The sequence below is a fragment of the Nostoc sp. C117 genome, from assembly GCF_043099735.1.
Classification (GTDB): Bacteria; Cyanobacteriota; Cyanobacteriia; order Cyanobacteriales; family Nostocaceae; genus Nostoc.
The window spans coordinates 7,597,166-7,624,057 of sequence record NZ_CP170991.1; the positions used below are offsets into that span (position 1 = coordinate 7,597,166).

19 protein-coding genes and 1 pseudogene are annotated in these 26,892 nt (G+C 41.3%); 6 read left to right on the forward strand and 14 right to left on the reverse strand.

Annotated elements, in window-relative coordinates; genetic code table 11:
- Nucleotides 1-65: 65 nt before the first annotated feature.
- Nucleotides 66-2,603: a hypothetical protein gene (locus ACFG4S_RS32440; RefSeq protein WP_392536135.1), complete on the forward strand. Its 2,538-nt coding sequence runs from the start codon at nt 66-68 to the stop codon at nt 2,601-2,603.
- A 216-nt stretch (nt 2,604-2,819) separates the two neighbouring features.
- Here the strand turns inward: ACFG4S_RS32440 and ACFG4S_RS32445 are convergent, their stop codons facing one another.
- The 9 genes and pseudogenes from ACFG4S_RS32445 to ACFG4S_RS32485 form a co-directional block, all read right to left on the reverse strand.
- Nucleotides 2,820-3,428, reverse strand: coding sequence for a DUF4129 domain-containing protein (locus ACFG4S_RS32445; RefSeq protein ID WP_392532956.1), 609 nt, complete (start codon nt 3,426-3,428; stop codon nt 2,820-2,822).
- A gap of 104 nt (nt 3,429-3,532) precedes the next feature.
- Complete coding sequence (locus ACFG4S_RS32450) at nt 3,533-4,033, reverse strand: DUF2243 domain-containing protein (protein WP_392532957.1); 501 nt, start codon at nt 4,031-4,033, stop codon at nt 3,533-3,535.
- A 322-nt stretch (nt 4,034-4,355) separates the two neighbouring features.
- Nucleotides 4,356-4,793 (reverse strand): RrF2 family transcriptional regulator, encoded by a 438-nt coding sequence (locus tag ACFG4S_RS32455; RefSeq protein WP_392532958.1) that lies wholly within the window; start codon nt 4,791-4,793, stop codon nt 4,356-4,358.
- Nucleotides 4,794-5,452: 659 nt separating this feature from the next.
- Nucleotides 5,453-5,863: a peptidoglycan-binding protein gene (locus ACFG4S_RS32460; protein ID WP_392532959.1), complete on the reverse strand. Its 411-nt coding sequence runs from the start codon at nt 5,861-5,863 to the stop codon at nt 5,453-5,455.
- Nucleotides 5,864-6,387: 524 nt separating this feature from the next.
- Nucleotides 6,388-7,050 (reverse strand): DUF1361 domain-containing protein, encoded by a 663-nt coding sequence (locus tag ACFG4S_RS32465; protein ID WP_392532960.1) that lies wholly within the window; start codon nt 7,048-7,050, stop codon nt 6,388-6,390.
- 552 nt (nt 7,051-7,602) lie between these two features.
- Nucleotides 7,603-8,817 (reverse strand): hypothetical protein, encoded by a 1,215-nt coding sequence (locus ACFG4S_RS32470; RefSeq protein WP_392532961.1) that lies wholly within the window; start codon nt 8,815-8,817, stop codon nt 7,603-7,605.
- Nucleotides 8,818-8,955: 138 nt separating this feature from the next.
- A complete protein-coding gene (locus tag ACFG4S_RS32475; protein ID WP_392532962.1) occupies nt 8,956-11,022 on the reverse strand; it encodes an iron uptake porin in 2,067 nt (688 codons plus the stop codon).
- Between the two features lie 209 nt (nt 11,023-11,231).
- Nucleotides 11,232-11,711 carry a hypothetical protein gene (locus ACFG4S_RS32480; RefSeq protein WP_392532963.1) on the reverse strand — a complete coding sequence of 160 codons (480 nt, stop codon included), beginning with the start codon at nt 11,709-11,711 and terminating at the stop codon, nt 11,232-11,234.
- 126 nt (nt 11,712-11,837) lie between these two features.
- Nucleotides 11,838-12,071 (reverse strand): annotated as a pseudogene (locus ACFG4S_RS32485) (energy-coupling factor transporter transmembrane protein EcfT); the annotation flags it as partial.
- 423 nt (nt 12,072-12,494) lie between these two features.
- Between ACFG4S_RS32485 and ACFG4S_RS32490 the strand changes: the two are divergent.
- Both ACFG4S_RS32490 and ACFG4S_RS32495 read left to right on the forward strand, forming a co-directional pair.
- Nucleotides 12,495-13,733: a glycosyltransferase gene (locus tag ACFG4S_RS32490; protein WP_392532964.1), complete on the forward strand. Its 1,239-nt coding sequence runs from the start codon at nt 12,495-12,497 to the stop codon at nt 13,731-13,733.
- A gap of 216 nt (nt 13,734-13,949) precedes the next feature.
- Nucleotides 13,950-15,704 carry a glycosyltransferase gene (locus tag ACFG4S_RS32495; RefSeq protein ID WP_392536136.1) on the forward strand — a complete coding sequence of 585 codons (1,755 nt, stop codon included), beginning with the start codon at nt 13,950-13,952 and terminating at the stop codon, nt 15,702-15,704.
- A 488-nt stretch (nt 15,705-16,192) separates the two neighbouring features.
- Here the strand turns inward: ACFG4S_RS32495 and ACFG4S_RS32500 are convergent, their stop codons facing one another.
- The 3 genes from ACFG4S_RS32500 to ACFG4S_RS32510 all read right to left on the reverse strand — a co-directional run bounded on the left by ACFG4S_RS32500 (nt 16,193) and on the right by ACFG4S_RS32510 (nt 19,089).
- Nucleotides 16,193-16,414, reverse strand: coding sequence for a hypothetical protein (locus ACFG4S_RS32500; protein ID WP_392532965.1), 222 nt, complete (start codon nt 16,412-16,414; stop codon nt 16,193-16,195).
- 23 nt (nt 16,415-16,437) lie between these two features.
- A complete protein-coding gene (locus tag ACFG4S_RS32505; RefSeq protein WP_392532966.1) occupies nt 16,438-18,762 on the reverse strand; it encodes a heavy metal translocating P-type ATPase in 2,325 nt (774 codons plus the stop codon).
- Between the two features lie 132 nt (nt 18,763-18,894).
- Nucleotides 18,895-19,089, reverse strand: a complete 195-nt coding sequence (locus ACFG4S_RS32510; protein ID WP_392532967.1) for a heavy-metal-associated domain-containing protein — start codon at nt 19,087-19,089, stop codon at nt 18,895-18,897.
- A 349-nt stretch (nt 19,090-19,438) separates the two neighbouring features.
- Here ACFG4S_RS32510 and ACFG4S_RS32515 point away from each other — a divergent pair, with 349 nt between their 5' ends.
- From ACFG4S_RS32515 to ACFG4S_RS32525, 3 genes are all read left to right on the forward strand, one after another.
- Entirely contained in the window at nt 19,439-20,878 is a 1,440-nt protein-coding gene (locus ACFG4S_RS32515; RefSeq protein ID WP_392532968.1) for an RtcB family protein, read from the forward strand.
- Nucleotides 20,879-21,033: 155 nt separating this feature from the next.
- A complete protein-coding gene (locus ACFG4S_RS32520; protein ID WP_392532969.1) occupies nt 21,034-22,392 on the forward strand; it encodes an AAA family ATPase in 1,359 nt (452 codons plus the stop codon).
- Nucleotides 22,393-22,399: 7 nt separating this feature from the next.
- On the forward strand, nt 22,400-23,290 hold the full coding sequence (locus tag ACFG4S_RS32525) for a hypothetical protein (protein WP_392532970.1): 891 nt from the start codon (nt 22,400-22,402) through the stop codon (nt 23,288-23,290).
- Nucleotides 23,291-24,026: 736 nt separating this feature from the next.
- Here the strand turns inward: ACFG4S_RS32525 and ACFG4S_RS32530 are convergent.
- Together ACFG4S_RS32530 and ACFG4S_RS32535 are read right to left on the reverse strand one after the other, a co-directional pair.
- Nucleotides 24,027-25,154, reverse strand: coding sequence for a sensor histidine kinase (locus ACFG4S_RS32530; protein WP_392532971.1), 1,128 nt, complete (start codon nt 25,152-25,154; stop codon nt 24,027-24,029).
- Nucleotides 25,155-25,195: 41 nt separating this feature from the next.
- Complete coding sequence (locus tag ACFG4S_RS32535; protein ID WP_392532972.1) at nt 25,196-26,530, reverse strand: hybrid sensor histidine kinase/response regulator; 1,335 nt, start codon at nt 26,528-26,530, stop codon at nt 25,196-25,198.
- Nucleotides 26,531-26,892 lie beyond the last annotated feature (362 nt).

The following is a 26,892-nucleotide window of genomic DNA, read 5'->3' on the forward strand; positions in this document are numbered from 1 at the left end:
CGGTACTAGTGTCTTTGCGAATGACTAACGAAAAATAACTCATAAAAACTAACACTGGAGAAATGATGGCGAATTCAACTTTTAACCTTTCGGATCTCAACGGCACTAACGGTTTTGCCATCAACGGCATCAATCCAGGTGACGAATCAGGCTATTCTGTCAGCAGTGCGGGAGACATCAACAGCGACGGCATCGACGACCTGATTATCGGGGCATTTGATGCCTCCCCCAACGGTAAGAAGTATTCAGGGCAGAGCTACGTGGTGTTTGGCAGCAAGGGGAGTTTTGACGCCCAACTCAACCTCTCCACCCTCAATGGCACTAATGGCTTTGCCATCAACGGTATCAATGCAGATGACTATTTAGGCTATTCTGTCAGCAGTGCGGGAGACATCAACGACGACGGCATCGACGACCTGATTATCGGGGCATCAGGTGCCTCCCCCAACGGTATCAACTTCTCAGGGCAAAGCTACGTGGTGTTTGGCGACAAGGGGAGTTTTGACGCCCAATTTAACCTCTCTACTCTCAACGGCACTAATGGCTTTGCCATCAACGGCATTAATACACGTAGCCTAATAGCCATCTCTGTGAGCAGTGCGGGAGACATCAACGGCGACGGCATTGACGATGTGATTATCGGGGCACCAGGTGCCTCCCCCAACGGCTCCTACGACTCAGGGCAGAGCTACGTGGTGTTTGGTAGCAAGGGGAGTTTTGATGCCCAACTCAACCTCTCCACTCTCAACGGTACTAATGGCTTTGCCATCAACGGCATCAATGCACTTGATCTTTCAGGCTTTTCTGTGAGCAGTGCGGGAGATATCAACGGCGACGGCATCGATGACGTGATTATCGCAGCATATGATGCCTCCCCCAACGGCAAGTATTCAGGGCAGAGCTACGTGGTGTTTGGCAGCAAGGGGAGTTTTGACGCCCAATTCAACCTCTCTACTCTCAACGGCATTAATGGCTTTGCCATCAACGGCATTAATGCGTATGACTTCTCAGCCATCTCTGTCAGCAATGCAGGAGACATCAACGGCGACGGCATCGACGACGTGATTATTGGGGCAGCAAATGCCGACGGTATCAACGGCTCAGGGCAGAGCTACGTGGTGTTTGGCAGCAAGGGGAGTTTTGACGCCCAACTCAACCTCTCCACTCTCAACGGTACTAATGGCTTTGCCATCAACGGCATCAATGCAGGTGACCGATTAGGCTTCTCTGTGAGCAGTGCCGGAGATGTAAACGGCGATGGCATCGACGATTTGATTATCGGGGCACCAGATGCCGACCCCAACGGCTCCTACAACTCAGGGCAGAGCTACGTGGTGTTTGGCAGCAAGGAAGGTTTTGATGCCCAATTCAACCTCTCTACCCTCAACGGTACTAATGGCTTTGTCATCAACGGCAGCATTAATGCACCTTACTTAAGTAACACCCCTGTCAGCAGTGCGGGAGACATCAACGGCGACGGCTTCGACGACCTGATTATCGGGGCACCAGGTGTCAATGTCAACGCCAACGGCTCTTACAACTCAGGGCAGAGCTATGTGGTGTTTGGGGGGAAGAATATAGGCAGTGGCAGCATTAATCTAACGGGAACCCCTAGCGCAGATACTCTTGTAGGCACAATTGGCAACAACATCATTGACGGCAAAGCCGCTAACGATACCCTCACAGGCAACGGTGGTCAAGATAAGTTTATTATTCGGCGAGGCGATGGCAATGACATCATCACCGACTTTGGCGGTGTAGGTAAAGGCTCAAATCCATCGATCGCAGTAATCGCTAATGTTGATACACTGCAATTTACAGGTAATAGCTTAACTGCCCGAAATCTCCAATTAACTCAACATGGCAACAACTTAGAAGTCACCTTTGAAAATGTGGCTAACACTAAAGTCACTCTGAAAAACTTCCAATTAGAAAACCTGGATAACTTGCCAGCAAGTTTTTCAGAACCAGCTATCGGCAATATTCTGTTTAATGGGCAGACCAGCATCGCCGACAGCTTTGATGTGATTAATGCCAACTCTACTCAAACTAGCATTTTCAACAAAAACACTGTCACTTTCCTCAATGACTTAAACAATAACATCGCGGGTTTTGACAAATCGAATGATGTGATTAATGGTCAAGGAGGTAATGACAAAATCGACGGCAAGAGTGGCAACGACCTGCTGCGGGGTGGTAGTGGCAACGATACTCTTATCGGTGGTGCAGGACATGATACTCTTGTCGGTGGCGCGGGTGCTGACAGATTTCTTTACAATACCAATGCTGCTTTTGCTAGTTCTGCTGTTGGTGTAGATGCGATCGCTGACTTCAAACACTCCCAAGGTGACAAGATTATCCTAGATAAAACTACCTTTAATGCAATTACTTCTGCTGCGGGAACGGGTTTTAGTAACGCTACTGATTTTAAAATCAGTTCTCATGCGGGAACCAGCACAGCAAAAATTGTCTACGACGCTGTGACTGGTCAATTGTTCTACAACCAAAACGGCAGTGTGGCTGGTTTCGGTAGCGGCGGTCTATTTGCCACCCTTACTGGTGCGCCGACTCTCACTGCCTCAGATTTTGTGGTGCAAGCATAGTTCACATAAATACATAACCCGGATTTCTCACCACATTCCTCAAAGCCTTTTGCTCTTGAGCAGGGGAGCAGGGGAGAAGTTGCAGTAAGTTTTTCCCCTCTGCCCCTCTGCCCCTCCGCCCCTCTGCTCCATCAAACGTCTGAAGCTTGTGAGAAATGCGGGATAAGTAGGGACGTACTGTATGCCCCTACCTATGTTCAGTTAATTAAACTATTTTTATTCTGGTGAAATTTCCCGATAAGCTTGCCGACACTGCTCATAGTTGTCTGGTAAAATCTCGGCATTACCAAAACATAATTGTTCGTGAGTGGTAATTAAAGTTTCATAAGGCTGTATGGGACTCACAGACGATCGCAGTAATTGCAAATATTCTCCATCTGTACGGCTGAATTTGTGAGGTGCGATCGCTTGCTGATGCAACTGCTGTAACATTGCTAAATAAATACAACGGCAAGCTTCACGATAGTTACCCTGACGATAAAATTGTTGCGATCGCTCCAGCAAAACAGCAATAGATAATTCACTAGAAGGAGTTTTTGCACCCAAATCACTAAAATTGCCCCGTCTACTCAGCCAAGAATATAGATAAGGACTGAATTCTCGCCATAACCGCCAAACTATCCAAGCTATAAATACGCCTAATATCCCCCAAAACAAGAATTTCAGGAACTCACCTACCCAAGGGCTAATTGACCATTTACCAGGCAATTCTGGCAAAGCTTGTTCCAAGCGGTAAAACTGGTATTCCCACCATTCACCCACTTGTTGTTGGAATTGAGAAAGCTGCCAATTCCCGCTATTTTTTTCAAATGCATCTGTAGACATAAAGGGGGAGCTATGAGGGGGAATGGAGACAAGGGGACAAGGAGATAAGCAAGGAGATAAAGAATACTCCTCACTCTTAACTCAGCACTCTTTTGCCTAATGCCCTATTCTTGAATAACTGTTGACTCTTTTTTTATCATTATCCAGCCAATAACGGCAAGTAGTGCCCCGAATGCAAGAAATCCTAGATCCCAAACTAACTGATTTGGACCTGGTTTAACATGATGGATACCGAGAATTTGGTGGTCAATTAATCCTTCAACTAAGTCAAATAACCCAGCACCAATAAGTATTGAACCAATAAAGGTTTGTGATGACCAAGGAACATCATCACGCCCTCCGGCACGCCATAGCAAGATTATTCCTACTACGGTCACTACCCAGTCAAAGGCATGAAATAAACCGTCCCAGAGCATATTCAAATCTTCATTAGCAACATTTGTCAGAGGTCGAATGTTGCTCAGCATATGATGCCATTGGAGCAGCTGATGCAGTAAAATCCCATCAAGAAACCCTCCAAGACCCAAACCAAGAACAATTCCAGCAAGAATTAGGGGTGTTCGTCGGTTGAGGGTTTCGTTCTTCGCCACTATTGTCAACCTCATACATTCGCTTTCTTACCAAAATAGAACTCTTTTGGCAAAAATATCTTCTATCTTGAGGTAAATGCGATCGCTAAAAATGTAAGTTAATAAGCTTAAGTGAAGGCTCTATCGTCCTTCACCCTCTTTAAAAAGGAGGCAATTGAGCAAACTTTTTTAAGTCGGTTGGGGGTATTTTTTGAGGCTGAATATCACTAACCTCAGCGTATTGCCTATGAAGGTAGGCTAGGCGATCGCTTATTAAACAGTAACAATTACTCACCACTCGCCACTCTCCAATGACTCGGAAATCAGCAAGGATGATAATTCTTACTCTTAATCTTTCCTAGATGTAATACATCAGTTCCTTCTGTTGTCGGATTGCTCTTCGTTCACAAAGGTCTTGGAGTGTATATTTTTCTAATACCGAGTTAGCAGCTTGACGTGCTTCCAGCCAAACTTCCTGAATTAGCTCACCTTCTACAGTGTTGGGAGTCGGCTCACAAGTAGAAGCCGCAGCATCTGACCCTTCCATACACATAAAAGCATCCAGTACTGTTATTGCTCGAGGATCTCGTGCTAAAACATAGCCACCTTTAGCTCCGCGTATACTCTTGATCAAACCTCCACGCCTTAACGTTGCGAGGAGTTGTTCTAAATAGCGGTTCGGGATGTCTTGTAATACTGCTATCTCTCGAATTTGTAAGGCGTCACCGTTAGGGTAGCAGGTTGCCAACTCTAACAGGGCTAGAAGTGCATATTCTGATTTGTTAGAGATTACCACAGGCGTAATGTTTTAAACTGACACCTAAAATATACAAAGTTATAAAGTCTATTTCCCTAAGCTACTGCTAAGAAAAACTTTACAATCAACTTATTGTTGACCGGCTAACTCTACTTTAAAGACTATGAGGAATAGAAACAATTGCTTTTTTTTGTTAAATCAATAAATAAAAGTGATGAATGAGTGTAGGTTTGACTACTTTGAGACTAACAGAAATTTTATCTTTATCTTTGTATAATTTATAACTTAATATTGTACCACCTAAAATTCTTGGCTTAGTCAATACTTCGCCAAGCTTTCACTGTCCCTTTGGCAATTTCGCTATAAACAGTTTGACCTACTTTCATCTTTTGCTTCACTGAGTCGAGCATCAGCGTTGGCATAGCCCACCGTAGATAAGCTGATGCGCGTCTAAAGTAGATAAACACTCTTGATGGTCGTTAACTGTTAACTGTTGACTGTTAACAGTCATCAGGTAAATGTACAAATTAAATGCGTAACAGCTCATCGATTTTTTAGCAGATTATTCAAAATGCCTGCGACATAGCCACAGGCAATATTGAAACACAAAAAGTTGGTTTTCTATTTGAAAGCTAGAATTTATTTCCTAGCCTTTTGAATTAAGGCATTTCAACAGTGAGAAGATTAAGGAAACCATTTTATTTAAGAGCTGCTAAAGTCCGATGTCCAATTATTCCGTCTGCTCTTAATCCTTTAGACTTTTGAAATTTTATCACCGCTGCACGAGTCTTGTTATCAAATACACCATTCACATCTGCTGTATAAAATCCTTGCTGCTTTAGAGAACTCTGAGCAGTTTTCACTGCTTCTCCTCTGCTGCCTACTGTAAGCACAGTACCAGTGGTGCGTCTTGCCATATTATTGGCCTTGTGCTTGGCACTAACTTTTGGTACAGCATTAGGTTTTTTCATGGTGTTGCCTTGCTGATTACTTTGAGCTACGTGGGTAGTAGTAGCCGTATTTTGGCTTTTATTATTAGTTAAAGAGTAAGCAGGTAAAGCAGTAGCTAGAGTCAGAGCAGGGAGCAAAGCAAGTACTTTCCAATTCATCTTCTTATTCCTTCCAACTATATGAGATTTTGCAATTTTGATTTGAAGAGTCATTTTTATAAGGGCTTATACCTTATAGTGATTCTCCTAGCTTCTGATGTAGGATGAAACTGAATCCTAACGCCAGAGCTATAGCATCACACGTTCTATTGACAAAGCTATTGCAAAATTGTGACAAAATCATGACTAAATGTATTAAAATTTATGTCGCATGAGTTTGCACTCTTGATTTATGAAAATTACTCTAATATTTTTCTGCAATGAGAAAATTGTAAGCTGATGCGCGTCTAAAGTATATAAACACTTTTGATGGTCGTTGAATGTTAACTGTTGACGGTTAACGGTTAACAGTTAACATTCATCAGGTAAATCTACAAATTAAATGCGTAACAGCTTATGTCCCTCGGCAGCTTTTACTAAACAATCTTGTCATTGCCTATAAGCAAATGAGCTATCTACAAACTACATTTAGTTTTTTGGATATGCTGAAAATTATTTACACCTAATTCCGTTTTTGTTCTGATTTATCCAGCATTCGGAGTGTTAGAATTTGCTGGTTGTGTCTCGATAGGATATGTATTTTTTGGTTGCCTGACAAAACCCAAAGTTACTCTTTTCATAATCCAGTACAGCCCAACAAGTATCACAAAACTGATAGCAATAATCACCAATGGCTGTTTTCCAAGAATTTCCTCAACACCTTTGGTTATTACGGCATCAGGTTGAGTAATAAAATCCCAGCTGTTGAAACGTAAGAAACGTCCCCAATACACACCAACAGCGCAAAGAGCATGGGTAATTAACTCAAAGCGCCAAATCCATTGACTCTTGCCGATGCGATGCAAGTAGTAACCCCAATTAATTAACGATATTACATAAGCTTCAAATCCAGCCAGAATTACTAGCAAATACACAGGAATTAATACTAAAGTAATTATCCACACCGATTGAATCGTGCGAATATCGTCTATCAAGTGAATGACATCGGTCAATAAATACGGTGCATTCGGTAAGAACGCGTAGAAAACTAAGAATCCTAGCCACCAAAGCCAAGTGCCACCACGCTTAATGCGAAATAGCCAGACACTCAAAGCTAAAGGTATAAAAGCCAGAAACAAATTCCAAGTCATCCAATTCATATTAATTTTCAAGACCTGTACAACTCTGGCTATCAATTCTTCTTTCATAGGTGCTAACTCAGAAGACGTTTGATTGTTCTAAATCTAGTTTGTAGTGTTAAAAGAGAAGTCAGAAATTAGTGGGAGATTTTGACCTGCCACTGTCTTGTTGACCACCAAATTGAAAATTTGGTGTAGTTTTTCACTGTTTATCCTGTCTTCTTAACCTGAGTGATTGACTGATAAAGTTTTTCTAGTCCCTCAGAAAATTTATTTCCTCCAACAGCAAATAAGGTTTTTGTGTCAGTTAAAAGTAAATGCACGCTGATAGATGTCCCAAATATAGAATTTTTCTGTGTTTGATGTTGAGGGATGAAATTTGTCAATCAATAGGCTTAAGCCACTAGTATAGCCAGAAAATTATCAGGCTAAAATCTACCGCAAAAAGGAATATGACCAGCAAAACGGCAGAGAATACCTCCTGGTGGACTTTTTTAAGTGGAATATTACCCCGTCCTGGCTATTATATAGATTTCATTCTGCCTTGGTAGAGTTCCAGAAGCACCGCAAAGTTTTAGGAAGGGGGAGTCAGTGGAGAATAGTTTTTTCATCATTAAACATCTAACGCAATAGCACTCGGCTCCGGGGACCGATCGCTTGTTTGGGTGCAGAAGGTTTTGTGCAGCTATTGACAAAATCTTTGGAACAAGCAGCTTGAGCAAGAGTTGCAGGGTTGATAACTACTTGATTGACTGTTGGAGAGTTACCAGTACTAAATTCCATATTAGGTGTAGTAGAGAGTGATGGGGAATTAGAGCCAGATGTGTGGCTTGTAGTCATCGGCGAAGCGATCGCACTACCACTATCAACGATTGGTGCAACAGTCATCGCACTACCACTATCAACGATTGGTGCAACAGTCATCGCACTACCACTATCAACGATTGGTGTAACAGTTATCGCACTACCACTATCAACGATTGGTGTAACAGTTATCGCACTACCACTATCAACTATCGTTGGGAGAGTGGGTGTGCTACCACCACTAACCACGGGTGCAGGAGTGGGTGTGCTACCACGACTAACTACTGGTGCAGGAGTGGGTGTGCTACCACTACCAACTACTGGTGTGGGAGTGACGAGAGTTGCAGTTGCAGGTACTTTAATTTGTATTCTCGCCAGGGGAGAATTAGTCATTTCCAAAGATGTCACCTTTGGCGAACCTGGGAGATCGGATTTGAAATCAAAGACTGTGGGGGTTTTACCACCATTGCGATCGCTATATCGCACTCCATATCCACTCACTTCAAAAGTCCCCTGATACTGGTTTCCAGTTTTTGGATCGGTGACAGTACCAGTGTATAAGGCTTTTGTGAGATTAAATTCATCTTGAACTACTCCTTGAAATGTAGTTCCTGCCAATTGTCCTTGGTATTTATAAGGTGTCAACACACCCCCAGACAGAACAGGCGAAGTCAGAACGCCATTAAAGGAAACAATAGGAATTCCTTTAAAGTCTACATAGTACTGTAAACTTCCATCATTACGTGTTCTTACTTGCACATAATCTGATTTGTATATGGGAACGTAATTAGGATTGTTGTTTGTACCTAAGTTCCGAGAGTAAGTGCCCGTATTATCTGTATCAACACGAGTAATGCTTTTATTGAAATTGGGATTATTTCTGGGAAGTTGGATAGTTCCTGATAATGTGCCAGTGCTTTGAATTGTGATTTGAGCTAAAGCACTTGTTCCACCTAAAGCAATCATGACTGCGGCTAAACTGCTGCTGCTAACAAGAACACAACCCAACCGAGTTGATGAATGTAATTTCATAAAAAATTTGCTCCTTTAATCACCTATGAAAAAATACGCACGAATTTTCCTTGCTTACATTGGCTGATGCAAGCATCTAACTACTGAATGACTCAGTAGGAAAAAAGCATATTTAATTACATTTACATTGGTATAAAATTAAAACCGGAAAGTTGCTCTGAGTGCGCCAACAACTAAAGTATCGTTAGCAGCATTGTGATCGGGATTAAAAATGACGAATAAGCCAGGAGTCAACGCGATATTATCGCTCAACTGGGCGCGATAAAAAAGTTCTACGTGAATTGATGTATCAGTGCGTCCACCTGCTGTCCCCCCGTCAGAAAAGTTGGGAAAATTAAATCCCTCAGGTAAAGTGCTAGAAGTAATTTTGGGCGGTTGTCCGACAAGAACACCCCCTAAATTTCCACTACGCAGCAAATTGGGAAAAGCTGCGAACACCATCCAGTTAGTAGTTTCGACACTTCCAGAAAGATGGAATGGTTTGGAGGAAGTGAAGCCACCCCAACCACCCAACTGGAAGTTAGGGTTAATTCGCCAAGCAACAGTACCGCCAATTGCTTGGGTATCAAAAGCTGTAGTCGCTGCAAAAGGCGAAATCAGTTGAGCATCGCCAATACCAGTTCCCAGTAAGCCATCTGGGGAGTGAGAATAAAGATAATGTATGCCGATATCAATGTTATTGGTGGGTGCTAAACTTAACTGAGCGCCAGCAGTAAATCTACTGCCAAATAATCCGGCCTGATTTATATTGCCAGGAAAATTAGGAATTTCTGCACTATAAACGCCTTGCAAACTAAGGCGATCGCTAATTTGCCAATCAAAGCCTATACCACCAGTGCCGTTACCAATACTTAAAATCGGGTTACGCTGACCAAATAGAGAAATTGCACCGTCGCTAGAACCTTCTAAAAGGCTAATACCGCGAAATGTGTTGATGGGGTTGACTCCCGCCGTACCGACGACAATTCCTAATTTATCGGAGACGAGAAATCGATAAGATAAGTCACTAATAACTAGATTGTTGTCTGTATTAGACTCGAAACCCAACCGCCCCATATTGGTAGATACTAACGATGCATTAGAACTCAAATTACCAGCAGATAGGCCTGTTAACAGCAAATCTCGCCCGTTAAATGAAGTTGCTAACGTTAATTGGGCACTACTTGTGAAAGTCAGATTCGTTTTTCCCTTAGTTTCAGATATTCCATCTCTAGGAAACAAATCCACATCGGTGCTATTGGTTCCCTGAACGCTAAAAACGGCTTGACCATATAATCTGGTAGTTGTGGAAAACCGATCGCTTTGTAATTCACTAGTCCGGTTTTCTACAGCCTCGACACGCTGCTGTAATTGTTGCAACTCTGCTTTGAACTGGCCTTGCAACGTTTGCAGCAAGATTAAATCTTGATTGTTAACAGTGTTAAGTTTATTGTTAACGATGGCTTCGTTAATCTTCTCTAAGCAAGCATTTAAACCCACCGCAAATTCATAACGGCTGATGGTACGATTCCCCAGATAAGTACCATCACCATATCCCGCAATGCAGCCATAGCGTTCTACCAAAGATTGCAAAGCTCCAAAAGCCCAGTCTGAGGGTTGCACATCCCCAAGTTGTGACACCGAGTTGATTTGAGACATTTTATTGTCTGAGTCTGAGCCAGCATCGTCAGATTGGGAAATTGGGAGAGGTGGAGACGGGGAGATAGGGAAATGAAGATGATTTTTATCGAGGAAGGCAGGAGGCAGAGGGCAGGAGGCAGGAGGAAAACTGCGCTCTGTAACAGCCGGCGACCCAATAGAGCAAGGGTTTAAGACCCCCACTGAACGAGAGTTCAGTGGCTCTAAATCATTAGGGGATTCGACCCCTACTGATTTACTCCTTCTGCCTTCTGCCTCCTGCCTCCTGCCTCCTTCAACAGGTTCTTCTGTTACAGGTTGGCTATCTTTGAATTCAGGGGAGCTAAGGTTATTTCTCGATTGAATTTTCTCTCTACTTTTTCTCAGTATATTCTCGTATTTAGTTTTTGTACCGGAAGAAGGGGTTATATCTGGCTCTACAAATTCAGGTGGTGTAATTTCAGGAGGTGAGACAACTTGAGATAAAGTTTCTTCTCTTGACTCCTGTACAAGATTATCTGACTTAATTACTTGTTTTTCTGGTAAATTGAGCGCAGATATTGGCGCTGTTGCTAGCAGACTCGCCATCAGTAGACTCATATCACTCCTGGTATTTCATTTGACTTGCACCAACATTTCTTTTGACAGAGAAAGTTGGTGTACATCAGGAATATTTAAAAAAAAGAGTGATAAAAGTTACTATGATTCTCAAAGGCGATCGCTATGTCAGCCGAAGTTGGGAGATGAGTTTTTTCCCTACCCAATCCCCAATCTCCAATCCCCAATCCCCAATTTAGTTATTGTGGCTGCTGGCAATACTTATTCATCTCATTAACTAACGTATCTGACTGCTTGCCAACAGTTGTAGCGGCTGTTGTCAGTGTTGAGTCAATTTCGGCTCTCGCCTTTTGGATTTTTTCTCTACCAGATGCGGAGGCTTCTGCTGTCTTGGTTGCACCAAGCGCCTTACCTGCTTTGGCGATCGCTTGACTGAGATTCTGAAAAATCTTCACAAAACCGCTTTGAAATTCTTTCAACTTGGGGTCTGTTAAATTGAGTTCATTAATTGACTTAGTAATAAATTCCAAATCTTTAGATAGCTGTATGCTAGTTATCACCTGCGTTCCTTTATTTTTATCAATCAGTGATGTTCCTTCATTCACAACTCGAACCAGTCGTTGGCACTGGGAGACTTTACTTTCGCTGCAACTAGTAATTAACAAAGCAATGCTCAGGCTAACAGGAGCAAGAACAGTATATTTATGTGAAACAGACATTAATACCCCAACAGCAATAAAACTGAGAATATAGTATCCAATATTACTAGCAAATGAGGCATTGGGTATTGGGAAAAGACTTACTATAAATTTCCTTGATCTATCTCATCTACCTTGTTGCTGATACGGTACGGCTAAGCTTTTGAGGGTAATGGCGAAACTGTGAGGCGGTAAGGTTAACAAAAAACTATTCATGGTAACCAGATAAATCAGGGAACGAACCAGCAACAAACTAAGTCGCTTCCATTCCTAAGACAATGCCATCAATGACAACAAAATCAACTCTGTGCGGAGTAATTTTCCTAACTGACGAGTTTGTACGCGCAACAACCAAGCTGAGAAAACTGCGATCGCACCATATACACATTAAACAATCTTGCTTATAGTTTGTTTTCGCATCAATGCCAATCAAAAAATAATATATTTCTCGCATAATTGCTAACTTATTAGCATTAGTAATATTAAAAAGTTCTTAAAATAAGATTTATCAATGGTATATTTGTTTACTTTCTTAAGTTGGTGGTACACTGTGTAGATGTTGATATAAAAAATACGTGAGTGACTATACATTACCGTAAAAATAGCTGTTAAAATGTAAAATTTAAATGAACTTTGGAAAAATACTGGAAATTAAGGTGCGGGAATTACTAAACTTTCATCATAGTAAGTTGTAACAAAAGTAATCAGAAAGTTTTGACCAAACCATATTTAGTCAATCAAGCCAGCAGATGAACGGCTACATCAACCTTAGTATTTACACATCCTCCTTCTGCTATTTGAAATATGAACACAAACTCATCCCAATCACTATTAACAGTTCCAACTGGCCCACTAAAAATTTCCGAATTGCCCCCTAGCTATGGGGATGTAGATAGTGGATATACTCATCTTTCTCTAGTAATTCCTACGTATAAAGAACGTGACAATATCGAGAAAATAGTTAGTATATTGAGTCAATTACTAGATGAATCGATTCCAGGAAAATATGAACTGATTGTAGTAGACGATGATAGCCCGGATCGGACTTGGGAAGTAGCACAATCGTTGATGAAAGAATACCCGCAATTGCGGGTGATGCGACGCCAAGATGAGCGAGGGCTGTCTTCAGCGGTGATTCGTGGATGGCAAGCAGCTACAGGGAATGTGTTGGGGGTAATTGATGGAGATTTGCAGCATCCGCCAGAAGTGTTGATGCAACTTTTGCGTAGTGTTGAGCAGGGAGCGGATTTAGCAGTAGCGAGTCGTCATGTGGAAGGAGGCGGTGTCAGTAGTTGGAGTGTTGTTAGGCGTTTCTTGTCCCGTGGCGCTCAGTTGTTAGGCTTGGTTATCTTACCAGGGGTACTGGGTAGAGTTTCTGACCCCATGAGTGGTTATTTTATGGTGCGTCGGAGTGCGATCGCTAATGCAAAACTCAATCCCGTAGGATACAAAATTCTCCTAGAGGTAATCGGCCGGGGAAAGGTAAACCAAGTTGGGGAAGTTGGGTATGTGTTTTGCGAACGCAAAGAGGGTGAGAGTAAGGTTACCTGGAAGCAATATATAGATTACATCCACCACTTAGTGCGGTTGCGGCTTTCTACAGGAAGAGTAGGACGATTGAGTAGAAAAGTCAATTTCCCAATTGGTCGATTTATCCGTTTTGGGTTTGTTGGCTTGAGTGGTGTGTTTGTCGATTTAACGGTGTTTTACTTGCTGCGTACTGTGATTCATTTAGGTTTAACTCGCAGTACAATTCTTTCGGCTGGAGTGGCAATCATCAATAATTTCCTCTGGAATGATTTATGGACTTTTGGTGATATTTCTCAAAGGCAAGGCTCGCCGAATCAACGTTTGAAGCGATTCTTGAAGTTCAGCGCGATTTGTTTGGCTGGAGTTATATTACAAGCTCTAATAATTAACTTTCTCTTTAATGTTTTGGGGATAAATGAGTATTTAGCTAAGTTGATAGCGATCGCAGTTGCTACCATCTGGAACTTCTCGATTAATTTGAAACTCAGCTGGCGTGTCACCGATGTGAAATAATCACAACGAGGGATTTGAGATTTTGATTTTTGTTTTTAGATTTTAGAACAAGCTGAAATCTAAAACGTCAAATCTACAAATCTATGAGTGTGAGGCTGCGCTATGAGAGTTTTTTTTGGGGATGTATCCTATTTTTGCCAAAAAATTATCTTTTTGTTGCCTGTTTATGCTGTACGTCTTATGCCTCGATCGGGCAAAAAATATGCCCAACAACAGATGCGCTTGCATAATTGGTATGCGTCCCTTCCTCCTAGCTGGCTCGATCCTTTACTGTGTTTTATCTGGTTAGTTGTTGGTATTGGCTTACGCCTAGCCAACTTGACTGCAAAACCTCCTTGGACTGATGAGTTTTCCACCTTGGTGTTTAGCTTGGGGAATAGTTTTTTATCAGTACCCTTAGATCGAGCGATCGCACCAGATATCCTATTACAACCACTACAACCACAACCCAGTGCTGATGTTCAAGATCTATGGGCACACTTGAGTTATGAAACCAACCATCCTCCACTTTACTTTGTCTTAACTCACTGGTGGCTCAAGTTATTTCCGACAGAACAAGGTCTTGTATCGTTATGGGGAGCGCGATCGCTTGCTGCTCTTTTCGGTGCCGCATCGATCCCAGCTATTTATACCTTCAGTTGGCTCACTTTTCGCTCCCGCTTAGTTAGTCATTTAGCTGCTGCCATGATGGTAGTATCACCCTACGGCATCTTTCTGGCACAAGAAGCGCGTCATTACACTTTGGCAATTTTATGGGTGATTGCTTCCCTCAGCTGCTTAGTAATTGCCACACGTCATATCCAAAAACGAACACAATTACCCATTTGGCTTATGCTCTCTTGGGTAGTAATTAATGCTTTAGGTATTGCAACTCATTACTTCTTCATCTTCACAATCGGCACTGAAGCGCTGGTTTTAATTTTTCTTGGTTGGCAACACAGCAAACAGAAAAAACCTCATCATCTCCTTTCCCCTCCTTGGCAGCGCATTTACACCGTTTTCATTGGTAGCTTAGTCGCAGCTGTAATTTGGTTGCCAGTATTAATGGGTAATTTGTATGGGAGTAAGTTGACAGAATGGATACAGATGGAATATCCGCGCGTAGGAATTGCCTGGATTAGCCCAATTTTTCAGGCTTTAGGAACATGTATCACAATGATTTCCCTCTTACCAGTAGAATCTCCACAGCTATTGGTTGTGATTGCTTCTGGACTAGTGATGCTGATTTTCTTTATTTGGGCAGTACCAATTCTGCTAGGTGGGATCGAGGTTCAAATACAGCAACCAGAAACTCGGATTATGATTCAGGTACTTGCTGGAATTGCCATCGGAGCGATCGCTTTATTCTTGAGCTTTACATACTTTTTTGGGATTGACCTAACCAGGGGCGCTCGCTATAACTTTGTTTACTTTCCTAGCATCATTGTTTTAATAGCTGCAAGTTTGGCAGCTTGTTGGCATCCCCCCAAAGAATTAGTTGGAACAGAACAAGGAAAAAAAAGCACAGGTAGATGGGGAATCAACGGGAAAAAAGCTGTGATATTAATTTGGTTAATGGGATTTGTCAGTGCAATTACAGTATTCTGCAATCTCGGCTATCAAAAATATTATCGGCCTGACTTGTTTGTACAACTAATTCAACAAATATCCCCAGTACCAGTATTGATTGCCACTACCCAGAAAACTCATGTACATATTGGGGAAATGATGGGCATAGCTAGGGAGTTTAAACTTGGAAATTCCCCACCAAATCCTCTGTTTCTCCTTGCCCATCAGGATCAAGACCCAAACACTTCCAGCATTGCTCTAGAAAATACTTTAAAGACACTAGCACGACCTTTTGATTTGTGGCTGGTAAACTTTCATGCCCCCATAGCAGAAGCCGTTAAAACATGCGTTATATCTGATACTCAATCTTTACCAAGGGTGGACGGCTATGAATACCTACTTTTTCATTGTCAGGAAAGTTAATTTACTCACAAACCCTAAGGAATAAGAATTAAATAACATACAATTTATGTCCCTGGCTTACCTCACCCTCAATCCCTCTCCTTAATAAAGGCTACCGTGTACACACAAGTTATCGAATCACTACCAGTCCTCGAATTACCCCACCCTAACCCTCCCCGTATGTATTGGGGAGGGAACTGGATTTTATTGTTTCCCCCCTTTATAAGGGGGGATTAAGGGAGGTAAAACCCTGATCTGAAAAGAAATGCGACTTGTGTGTACACCGTAGCCTTTATTAAGGAGAGGGAAGCTAGAGACAGGATGAAGTTTTGCATCTTATTTAATCTACGTTCCTAAGTAGGTCGGCCACCAATACTTCTCGGTTAAGGGGAAAAGGGGAAAGGGAAAAGGGAAAGAAAAAACCTTTAACCCTTACCCTTTACCCTTTTCCCCAAACCCTAACGCTTGCAATGAGTGTAAAAATTTTTGTCCGACTACTTATTATTCATTTATTCATCAGCTTCATAGAGAAGAAACCACCACAACTCTAGCCCAATTAAGGCTAAACCAGCGATCGCCACACCAACTTTCAAGCCTAAAGGTTGCTCTATGTATTGAACTGGGCTACTTTCCTGTGAGTGGACTGGCATTTCTGCTAGGGCTACAGCTGATGTTCCAGTCAAAAGGACTAAACCAGCCAAACTTCCCCAAAGCATTTTTTTGCTGAACATTTGTTAAACCCCCCTGGAATTTCTCAGGTAACTTTTGGTTGAAAATTACGCAATCTTAAAGCATTACTAACAACAGAGACCGAAGAAAGAGCCATCGCAGCACCGGCAATAATGGGATTGAGTAACCAACCAAAGATCGGGAAGAGAATTCCAGCGGCAATGGGAATGCCGATAACGTTATAAATAAAAGCAAAGAAGAGATTTTGCCTGATATTGTTGATAGTAGCCCGGCTGAGTTCAATAGCCGTGACAATTCCTTGTAAATCTCCAGAAATGAGCGTGATATCGCTAGCAGCGATCGCCACATCTGTTCCCGTACCAATGGCAATTCCCACATCAGCCTGTGCGAGAGCTGGGGCATCATTTATACCATCCCCTACCATTGCTACCAGGGATTGGGGATTGGGTACTGGGGATTGGGTACTGGGAAGAATTTTCCTTAGTCCCCAGTCCCTAGTCCCCAGTCCCTCTTTTTGCAGAGATCGAATAATCGCTGCCTTTTGATCTGGCCGGACTTCGGCAAATACTCGCTCGATGCCAACTTCTTGAGCGATCGCCTCTGCTGTTTTATGATTATCTCCGGTCAGCATAATTACTTCTAAACCTAGCTTCTGTAGTGCTTTCACTACTGCTGTGGATGAAGGTTTCAGGGCATCGGCAATACCCATTACTGCTTCAATTTCACCATCTACCGCAATCAAAATGACTGTTTTTCCAGCGGCTTCCCATGCATCTTTATACTGCTGGAGAGTCGTAGTGTTAATTCCGAGTTCTGTAAACCAGCGTTCGGTACCAATTTGCACCAGATGATTTGAAACAAATGCTTCAACACCACTACCTGCGATCGCTTGAAAGTTCTTTGCTTCCGTTAAACTTACTTCTTGAGACTGGGCATATTTCACCACTGCTGCCGCTAAAGGATGCTCAGAATTATGTTCCACCGTTGCTGCAAGCTGTAAAACCTTGAGTTCGTTACCATTAGCTGTGCCGTTAACAGTTACAAAATCTGTAACCGTAGGTTTACCCACAGTCAGAGTGCCAGTTTTATCTAAAACGATGGTTTGAATTTTGTGTGCTAGTTCTAAGCTGTCTGCACCTTTAATTAAGATGCCATTTTCTGCACCTTTGCCCGTCCCCACCATTACAGAAGTCGGGGTAGCTAAACCCAAAGCACAAGGACAAGCGATAATCAGTACGCCTACCGTCGTCATTGTGGCTAAGGTGAGGTTGCCTGTGAAATTAAACCAAATGACAAAGGTGGCGATCGCAATGGCAATCACAGCTGGTACAAACCATCCCGTCACTCGATCTGCTAAGCGCTGAATTGGTGCTTTAGAACCTTGCGCTTGTTGCACTAATTTAACGATTTGAGCTAAAAACGTATCTTTTCCGACTCTTGTCGCCCGAAACTGAAATGCACCAGCACCATTAATCGTCGCCCCAATCACCTCATCTCCCGCCTGCTTTTTCACTGGGAGACTTTCACCCGTCACCATCGCTTCATCTACCGTGGAAACTCCTGCAACTACTTCGCCATCTACAGGAATCTTTTCACCAGGACGTACTAAAATCACATCGTTGATTTTGACTTGGGCGATGGGAACATCAATTTCCACACCATCACGGATGACTCTCGCATCCCTAGCTTGGAGTCCCATAAGTTTGCGGATAGCTTCAGAAGTTTGTCCCTTGGCGCGATTTTCTAACAACCGCCCCAGCAAAATTAAGGTAATGACAATGGCGGCGGCTTCATAATAAACATGAGGAATCAAGCCTTGGGCAATAAGAAATCGAGGGAAAACAGTAACAAACAAAGAATATAGATAAGCTGTACTTGTACCCAAAGCAACCAGCGTGTCCATTGTCGCGGTATGGCGCTTAAAAGTTTTCCAACCATTTCGGTAAAAAGATCCACCGCACCAGAAGACGACAGGTGATGTTAATAGTAGTTGCACCCAAGGATTCTGAAGGAAATTAGGAATCAACGGCAAATTTACCCCAATCATCATCGGCAGCGACCCCAAAAATAGGAAAATGCTGATTACACTTCCTACCAGTACTTTGAGGGAAAGTTCGCGTTGTTTTGCTTGTCTACTTGCTGTTTCCGCATCATTGTCTTCCGGGAGTATTTCTTCGGAGAGTGAGTCGGAAGAGTATCCCGCAGATGCGATCGCACCTTGGATTTTTTCTAAACTGGTGAGAGAGCGATCGTAATTAATGCTGGCTTGCTCTGCTCCAAAATTAACGTTGCAGTCAATCACCCCACGAACCGAACGAATCGCCTTTTCAACGTTATTGGCGCAAGCCGCGCAACTCATGCCTCGAAGTTTAAGTGTGAGAGTATCCATGCTGGGGATTGGGGATTAGGGATTTGGGACTGGGAATTAGGGATTAGGGATTAGGGATTAGGGATTGGTTATTCTCCCAGTACCCAGTACCCAGTACCCAGTACCCAGTCCCTAGTCCCCAGCCCCCAGTCCCTAAGAAACTGGATAGCCAGCAGCAGCTAACGCTTCTTTAATCGCTGTTTCTGATGCTTGAGTTTCTACGTTGACAAGCTTGGTCGTTGGATCAGCCTGAATGCTAGCATTGGCATCGACTGCCTGAAGTGCTTTAGTGATGGTATTTGCACAAACAGAACAAGACATGTTGGGAACTGTGAGTTGGAAAGTCATAGATTTACGGGATAAAATGAACAACCTCGCCAGACCAAGCTGGATGACTGGGACGTATATCTTACACATCAGAAACCAGAAGTTTCTGTCTAAAGAATCGCCTTGAATTTATCCTAGACTCTCCAGCTGGCTAGAGAGTCTAGAGATTTTTAAAAGTTTCAAAAATACAAAACACTACAAAAACTTGTCATCGGATGAAAGTGTGTGCTATTAAGGTGATATGGGACTAGTATTTCCCCACAATTCTGGAAAACTACCCTCCCCACCACTTGAGACGCGGCTGCTGAACCTAAGTCTCCTTATCTCTTCACAACAAAGAGTCTTTTTTAAGACTTTATTTGGAGTTTTCATGCAGCCAAAAAACTTAAAACGTCTCCTGCGTGCTTTAGAGCGGCAGGGTTTGGATGTAACTTACAATAATCAGACTTATTCTGTTCGTCTAGTTAATTCTCCTGATGCTCCTGTAGCAGAAGTATTACTGCCGGAAGGTTTTCCCGTAGAAGCCAAGGCGCTCAAGCAGTTAGCAAATTTAGCAAGTGTCCGTCACCCATCTGGTGGATGCGTTTGTCGTGCTTGTGCTACGCCTGACTTTCACCCAGGTGATGCAGGGGTCGCCATTGGTTCAGTTGTAGAAACTGTGGGTCAGGTGATTCCTGGTGCCGTCGGTTCTGACATCAATTGTGGGATGCGCTTGCATGTTGCTGATTTGACAATCGAGGAATTCCTGGCAAAGCGCGACCAATTCGTAGAACGGATGAAGGGAGATTACTTCTTCGGCACGCGTGATGTAACGATGACTGCTCAAGCAATGCAAGCTTTGTTTCAATATGGGGTTCCCGGTTGGTTGGATGCCATGCTAGATAAGCCTACGGGCAGTGTAGTTAAGTCTGATTTGCAACAACTTGCCGAAGAAAGCGACGCCATCTTCTTAGGTGGTTCAATGGATGGTAACTGGAAACTCGCACCAGAAGAATTGGTTCCTCATGCTGGACTAGTGCGCGATGGCGGACTAGCAACCATTGGCGGCGGCAATCATTTTGTCGAAGTGCAGCGAGTCGATAAAGTCGAAAATCGCACACTAGCCCACGCCTGGGGAGTGCGTGAGGGACAGCTAGCTTTTATGATTCACTCTGGTTCTCGAAACGTTGGTAAATACATCGGCGGAATGTGGCGAGATAAAGCCAAAGCAGCTTGGCAAAAAGGTCTGAAATACCCAGATTTTCAGATTTTTCCCCTTTCTACTTCTTCTCACCCCGAACTAGTTGCCAGTTACCTGCAAGCTGAGGCCACAGCCGCTAACTATGGCTTTGTTAATCGCCTCATGTTAGCGGAATTACTACGTCTGCGTTTGCGGGAAGTATACAAAGATGTGGAAGCACCTCTAGTTTATGATTTGCCGCATAACATCACCTTACCAGAAGGTGAAGGATGGGTAACACGCAAAGGCGCTTGTCCCGCCCATACAGGACAACCAGTAATTATCCCTGGTTCAATGGGTGCTTATTCCTATCTGATGGTGGGTAAAGGCAATCCAGCATTTTGTAATTCCGCCTCACATGGGGCAGGAAGAATTCGTTCTCGTTTCGACCTCAATCGGCGAGGTGCATCTCAAAGTGAAGCAGAACTGGGATTAACCGGAATAGACTGCATTACTCTCCGTGAAGAACGGCGAATTGAAGAAGCACCCGCCGCTTACAAACCGATTCAGTCTGTGATTGATGTGCAGGTTGAGGCGGAAATGGTTGATGTTGTGGCGCGGTTGAGTCCGGTGTTGACGTTTAAGGCGTGAATTAGTCAAAGGCAATTAATTATTGCAGTTAGATTTATCTAAATGTAATTTAAGAGTTAATAGCCATCTAACTGAACGATAAAATGTAATTAGGGGAGTAAAATAAATTTCAGCTTTTACAACCCTATCTCTTGAAATAAGGAACAGTAATTTTTATGCAGATGCTCGATATAAACACAGCTAGTCCTCCCCTATCAGTAGTTCGCATTGAAGTAGAACGACTCTTTGGTAAATATACATACACTTTAGCAAAAAAAGATAATAATCCTCATACAGATTCTTCACTAATTATCCTTTATGGTGACAATGGTTCTGGTAAGACGACTATCCTAAAAGTTTTATTTCACCTCCTATCAACAGGTCAAGAACTAGAGCATCTTACTTTTTTAGCAAAGAGTAACTTTGGCAAATTTTCAGTTTTTCTGGCTGATGGAACAAGTATTATTGCTAGTCGAAAAAATGATAATTTTATTGGTTCATTCCATCTGGAATTATTAGAGCACGATCATATTATTTTTGAGATGGAATTTCAAGCAGATGCTGAAAATGATGTCAAAAATATACCCAAGAAAAATATACGGAAATATAACTTTTATCAAACTTTTATAAGAATGCGATTAAGCCTGTTTTTTTTGGGTGATGATAGAGTTTTAGACAGTGATATATTTCATGAGCAAGAAGCTAAGGATAAACAAACATCTGTATCACTTTACTTTTCAATGTTTGATAGTTTAAGAGAAAAATCTAAGTCTATATTTAATAGAGAATTGACCCTGAGAACATCTATTCATAGAACTGAAGAATGGATTCGTAACCAAGCATTAAAAGGAGCTAATCAAGGAGAAGCAAATGTTCATAATATATACGAAGAAATTATTACAAGAATTTTTCATGCTTCAGGAGATTTAATCGAAGAAGAATTATCACAATCAACTGAAATGCTAATCAGTGAGCTAAAAGCGCATGAGGATCGTAGTAAAGATTTTTCTCGGTTTGGGTTAATGCCACCATTAGACACTCAAAAAATTGTTAACATACTAAAATTTAATACTAAAACTGATTCTTCAATTATATCAAGAGTGTTGAAACCTTATTTAGATAGTGTAGCGGCACGTTTTGATGCTCTCCAGGATACACAAAATTTATTGACCATTTTTGAAACGACAATCAATAAGTTATTTTTTCGTGATAAATATATAAGGTTGCATGTCAGAGACGGACTAAAAATATTTACTGAAGAAGGAAAAGAATTATCTCCAGAAACGCTTTCTTCAGGAGAAAAGCAACTCCTACTACTTTTTTGTAATACTCTAACGGCGAGAGATAAAGCAACAATCTTTATTATTGATGAGCCAGAAATATCACTAAATATCAAATGGCAGCGTCAACTTATTCGTGCATTGCTTGAACTGACAAAAGGAAGCCAAGTTCAATTTATATTAGCGACTCATTCAATTGAATTACTTTCTCAGTACAACAACAATGTCGTTAAGCTTGTGAAGTTGGAGAAATAATTGAGAAATGGAGAATGAAAGACGACGCACGCTTGACGAGCTTATAACTAGATATGAACTTGAACCGGATCTGTGTGATATATATGTTGAAGGTAGGACAGATAAGCTATTGATAGAATGGTTTTTAGACTATAAAGAACATCAAGATTTTGCTGTTTATGAAATTGATACAGTTGAAATTCCTGCCCAATTACTATTTCAACTAGGATTAAAAGACAATAACCGAAGTCGTGTTATTTATCTTGCCCTATATATAAAAGATAAACTCTCAGAAACTCCTCTACATATTACATGTATTGCAGATAAGGATTTTGATTGGCTATTTGGACAAGAATATCAATGTGATTTCCTATTATTTACTGATTATTCGTGTCTGGAGATGTACCTATTTAACGAGGTTGTTTTAGATAAATACCTGCGTTTAGGGCTACGTTTGTCTCAGCCCAAAGCTAGGGAAATACTTAATCAAGTATCTAGAGTCTTAGAGGATTTATTCTTAATTAGGGCTACGAATGAAGCACTTGAATTAAATATGACATGGTTAGAAAAGTTTGGTGACTGCTGTAAATTGAATAAAAATAATAATCAGGTTCAGTTCGATTTAAAAACTTTCATTACTAAATATTTAAATAGTAATGGTAATAGCTCACAGCAATCGAAATTCATAACTAAACTTGAAGAATTACGTGCAAAAGAACTGATAGAAATACGATATAAAATTCATGGGCATGATTTTACTGAGCTTTTGTGTTGGTACATCAGACACTATCTTAGGAAAGAAATCAGGAATTCTTACAACTCAGAGATTCTTGCAGGGAGCTTATTAGCATGTATTGATGCTGAAAAATTGTCTGAAGAAGGTCTATTTCTGCGCTTACTGGCTCGTGTTGACAGATAATTCAGCCAGCCTCTTTACCTTTCGCTGAAGAATGAGTGCGTTGCAGGTGCGAGTCAATCGTGGCAGTTTAAAGCCAAATAAAAAGCCCCTGGTCAAATCAACACCAGGGGTAAGTATCCATCTTTATTCCCTGATATTAGAATCGCATCTATTCGGCTATGTTGCATGGGCACTAATGTAAATATTGCATAATATTGATGATACTTTTGCAATCAGATGTTTAATTGGTTTGTGATTAGCGATCGCAATACGAGAATTCATCAAAAAAAGCTTAGCTGAGTGCTAAACCTCGATATATTTAGTGCTTTAAAATACATCAAAAATTAATTAAGACTGGCTTTTCACTCAATTAATCTTTCTATAGGCTGTGTGCAAATATCTTGAAAACTGATAATCATAATAAAAGGCTTGGCTTAGCCAAGCCTTTAAATATACCAAGCATTTACTACACCAAGATTAATGTATACTTGCTGTTACTTTTCTTCATCTCCCTATAGGCTGTGTCCAAATATTCGTAAATCTGATATGACGTTTCCTCGTTACTTATGCAACTGACAAATAAAAAAATACTCAACTATTATTAATTAGCGTCTTGATTGCACGATAATTAAGGGCGGGCGAGGGGCTGACAAATAGTAGTAATTTCTCATACTTCCCTTAATGAAAAAAGTGTTGCTCGAAACCAAACCTCAATAATTGATTTCCTTAATAAGAAACTAAATTAATTTAGAGAATATTAAATATTTTTAGGTAATTGCACAGTAAATAAACTGCCTTTACCTATTTCTGAGGTGACTTGGATAGTTCCTGCGTGAGCTTCTACGATTCGGTGTGATAGATGTAGTCCTAAGCCACTACCTGAGCGTTTGTTTCTACCTTGGCGAAATCGCTCGAAAATTGTTGCTTGATCTTCGGGCGCAATTCCATATCCTGTATCTTCTACCTCAATTGTTATCCAATCTTGAAGGTCAGGATTTGGTGATTTTTCCAGAATGCGGATTGTTATCCCTCCTGTATCTGTAAATTTCATGGCATTAGCAATTAGGTTATATAATACTCGCCTTAATTCCAGTCGATCGCCCATAACTATGCCAGCATTTTTATCCAGTGAATCTAATTCACTCACGTCTATTTCTAGAGTCAAGTCTTTTTCATTGGTTAAAGGTGTTATTTCACTCACCACTTCTTCAGCGATTTCTCGCAAATCGCATACCTCCCAATTCAAGGTTTTTTTACCTGCATCAAAACGATAGACTTCTAGGAGGGTGTTCACCATCTGCATCAAATTTTCGTTACTGCGAATCATTACTGCGATCGCCTGTTTCATTTCCGGCGAAATTTTGCAGAATGTTTCCATCTCGAACAAATTCAACATACGATCGGCGGCTACCAAGGGAGTTCGCAAATCATGAGTCAAACGGGAAACAAAGTCTTCTCGTTGACGCGCCATTTTTTGTTGTTCGTCCAAACTGTGCTTGAGACGTAAGAGCGATCGCACTCTTGCCAATAATTCATCAGTATCAAATGGTTTGCGAATAAAATCGTCAGCACCAGCATCTAAACCTTCCACAACGCTAGATTCGTGAAAGGCAGTAATCAGCAAAATTGGGATATAAGTACTAATTGCGCGGTTATTACGAATCCGACGTGTAACTTCATAACCATCAATCCCCGGCATCATCACATCTAGTAAAATCAGATCCGGTGGAGATTGTTCAATTTGCCGCAAAGCCGTTATCCCATTTGCAGCCAAATCAATTTCATATCCCTCACATTCTAAAATTGTTTGAACCAAAATTAGATTATCTCGAGTATCGTCAACTGCGAGTATACGATCAATTTTATAATTTTCATTTCCAGACATGATTTATCAACTTTTATCGGGGTTTTAAAGTAATTTATAGTTTATTTAGGATACCCTATTGGTGCTTTATTAGCTTGAGAAGATGATTGATGTGGATTTTGAGCAGAACAAAAAATTTGCTCCTGTTCCCCCTTCTCCCGCTTTAAAGTCGGAGTTTCGATTGCTAAAGTTGGTGATGTTACTCGACGAGGTAATTCAATTCTAAACAATGAACCAACCCCCACTTCACTCTCAAGAAATATTTTCCCACCCATCATCTGTACCAATGAATCTACAATTGCTAAACCCAGACCTGTGCCGGGGTATTTGCGAGTAATACTTTGATCGACTTGGCGAAATGCTTCAAAAATATGTTTGAAATCTTTAGGTGCTATACCAATACCTGTATCTCTAATGATAATTGCCACTCTGTTTCCAGGTAGCTCCTTAAGCTCAACCCAAATGTCCCCAGACTCTGTGAACTTAATTGCATTGGAGAGCAAGTTAATTAAAATCTGTTTGATACGAACTGGATCGTTAAATCCCAGAGGATTTTGTAAATCAGTTTGCACCAGCAATGAGAGATTTTTTACCTCAGCTAATGAACGCATTTCACCAACAGTAGTATTTATTACTTTTGATATATCAAATATTTCTGGTTTTAAGTCTAATCGCCCTGTCTCTAGCTTGGAAAAGTCGAGAACTTCATTTAGCAACATCAATAACTGTTTACCATTATTCAAGATACGTTCAATCATATCCGCTTGCTGATGCGTTAGTTGACCGAACTTGGGACGCAACAGTATTTGCGAAAAACCAATTATTGCATTCATTGGTGTTCTAAGTTCATGGGACATAGTAGCTAAAAAATGCGATTTTAACCGTGATGCCTCCAATAACTTGAAGTTTTGCATTTGAATTTGTTGCTGTTGTCTTTCCAATTCTTGGTTTTTATAAATCAGTTGTTCATGACTTTCTCTGAGTTGCTGGTTTGCCAAAGCTACCTGCATTTCAGCATGATAAACTCGAATAGCATTTCGCAAAACATGTGCTAAAGTTTCCGCAGATATTCTAGATTTAGAAAGATAGTCTGTAGCACCAGATTTCATTAATTCAACAGCGATTTGTTCATCTCTTTGACCAGTCAGAACTATTAAAGGAACTTTGATTTCCGAAGAGCGTATGTGTTGGATTAGGGTTAATCCGTCCTGGTCTGGTAAGCGATAGTCGAGGAAAACACAATCATAGCTAGTAGTGTTTAAGGCAGACAATGCTTCATTAGCATCAGATACCTCAGACAGATCCATCTCAATACCTGCTTTCGTCAGGGCACGACGTACTGCTATCCGGTCTACTTCGTCATCGTCTACAACCAAAATTTTCAGCGTCTCTTCCATCGGTTTTTATTTTCGCCGTAAAACATAGGTTGATATATAATATTTATCTTTTCAGATTATCCTATTAAATAATGTAAGATTTTCTGATATCTAAAATCTGTAACTTAATTAACTAAGGGATTTTTGCCCAATATTGAATTATGAATGTCTGCTTGACATTTATGACATTAATTTTATTCTCTTATTTTGGTGTATTTATTCCTCATTTAGCCATTTTCTGAGATTAATTGGGTCTGTTGTATCCTCAATCTAGTTAATTGACTAGGTATTGAAATTAAACTTATAGCTCGCCCCCAATGCCTGTAAAATGAGTTACTAATTAAAAACTTAACCCTATTTAACTGGCTACAGTAAACAGGGCT

Bases quoted from the DNA above. Each gene is read 5' to 3' on its own strand.
- ACFG4S_RS32440 (WP_392536135.1), top strand. From the start codon at position 66: ATGGCGAATTCAACTTTTAACCTTTCGGATCTCAACGGCACTAACGGT.
- ACFG4S_RS32445 (WP_392532956.1), bottom strand. From the start codon at position 3,428: ATGTCTACAGATGCATTTGAAAAAAATAGCGGGAATTGGCAGCTTTCT.
- ACFG4S_RS32450 (WP_392532957.1), bottom strand. From the start codon at position 4,033: ATGAGGTTGACAATAGTGGCGAAGAACGAAACCCTCAACCGACGAACA.
- ACFG4S_RS32460 (WP_392532959.1), bottom strand. From the start codon at position 5,863: ATGAATTGGAAAGTACTTGCTTTGCTCCCTGCTCTGACTCTAGCTACT.
- ACFG4S_RS32465 (WP_392532960.1), bottom strand. From the start codon at position 7,050: ATGAAAGAAGAATTGATAGCCAGAGTTGTACAGGTCTTGAAAATTAAT.
- ACFG4S_RS32470 (WP_392532961.1), bottom strand. From the start codon at position 8,817: ATGAAATTACATTCATCAACTCGGTTGGGTTGTGTTCTTGTTAGCAGC.
- ACFG4S_RS32475 (WP_392532962.1), bottom strand. From the start codon at position 11,022: ATGGCGAGTCTGCTAGCAACAGCGCCAATATCTGCGCTCAATTTACCA.
- ACFG4S_RS32480 (WP_392532963.1), bottom strand. From the start codon at position 11,711: ATGTCTGTTTCACATAAATATACTGTTCTTGCTCCTGTTAGCCTGAGC.
- ACFG4S_RS32490 (WP_392532964.1), top strand. From the start codon at position 12,495: ATGAACACAAACTCATCCCAATCACTATTAACAGTTCCAACTGGCCCA.
- ACFG4S_RS32495 (WP_392536136.1), top strand. From the start codon at position 13,950: ATGCGCTTGCATAATTGGTATGCGTCCCTTCCTCCTAGCTGGCTCGAT.
- ACFG4S_RS32500 (WP_392532965.1), bottom strand. From the start codon at position 16,414: ATGTTCAGCAAAAAAATGCTTTGGGGAAGTTTGGCTGGTTTAGTCCTT.
- ACFG4S_RS32505 (WP_392532966.1), bottom strand. From the start codon at position 18,762: ATGGATACTCTCACACTTAAACTTCGAGGCATGAGTTGCGCGGCTTGC.
- ACFG4S_RS32510 (WP_392532967.1), bottom strand. From the start codon at position 19,089: ATGACTTTCCAACTCACAGTTCCCAACATGTCTTGTTCTGTTTGTGCA.
- ACFG4S_RS32515 (WP_392532968.1), top strand. From the start codon at position 19,439: ATGCAGCCAAAAAACTTAAAACGTCTCCTGCGTGCTTTAGAGCGGCAG.
- ACFG4S_RS32520 (WP_392532969.1), top strand. From the start codon at position 21,034: ATGCAGATGCTCGATATAAACACAGCTAGTCCTCCCCTATCAGTAGTT.
- ACFG4S_RS32525 (WP_392532970.1), top strand. From the start codon at position 22,400: ATGGAGAATGAAAGACGACGCACGCTTGACGAGCTTATAACTAGATAT.
- ACFG4S_RS32530 (WP_392532971.1), bottom strand. From the start codon at position 25,154: ATGTCTGGAAATGAAAATTATAAAATTGATCGTATACTCGCAGTTGAC.
- ACFG4S_RS32535 (WP_392532972.1), bottom strand. From the start codon at position 26,530: ATGGAAGAGACGCTGAAAATTTTGGTTGTAGACGATGACGAAGTAGAC.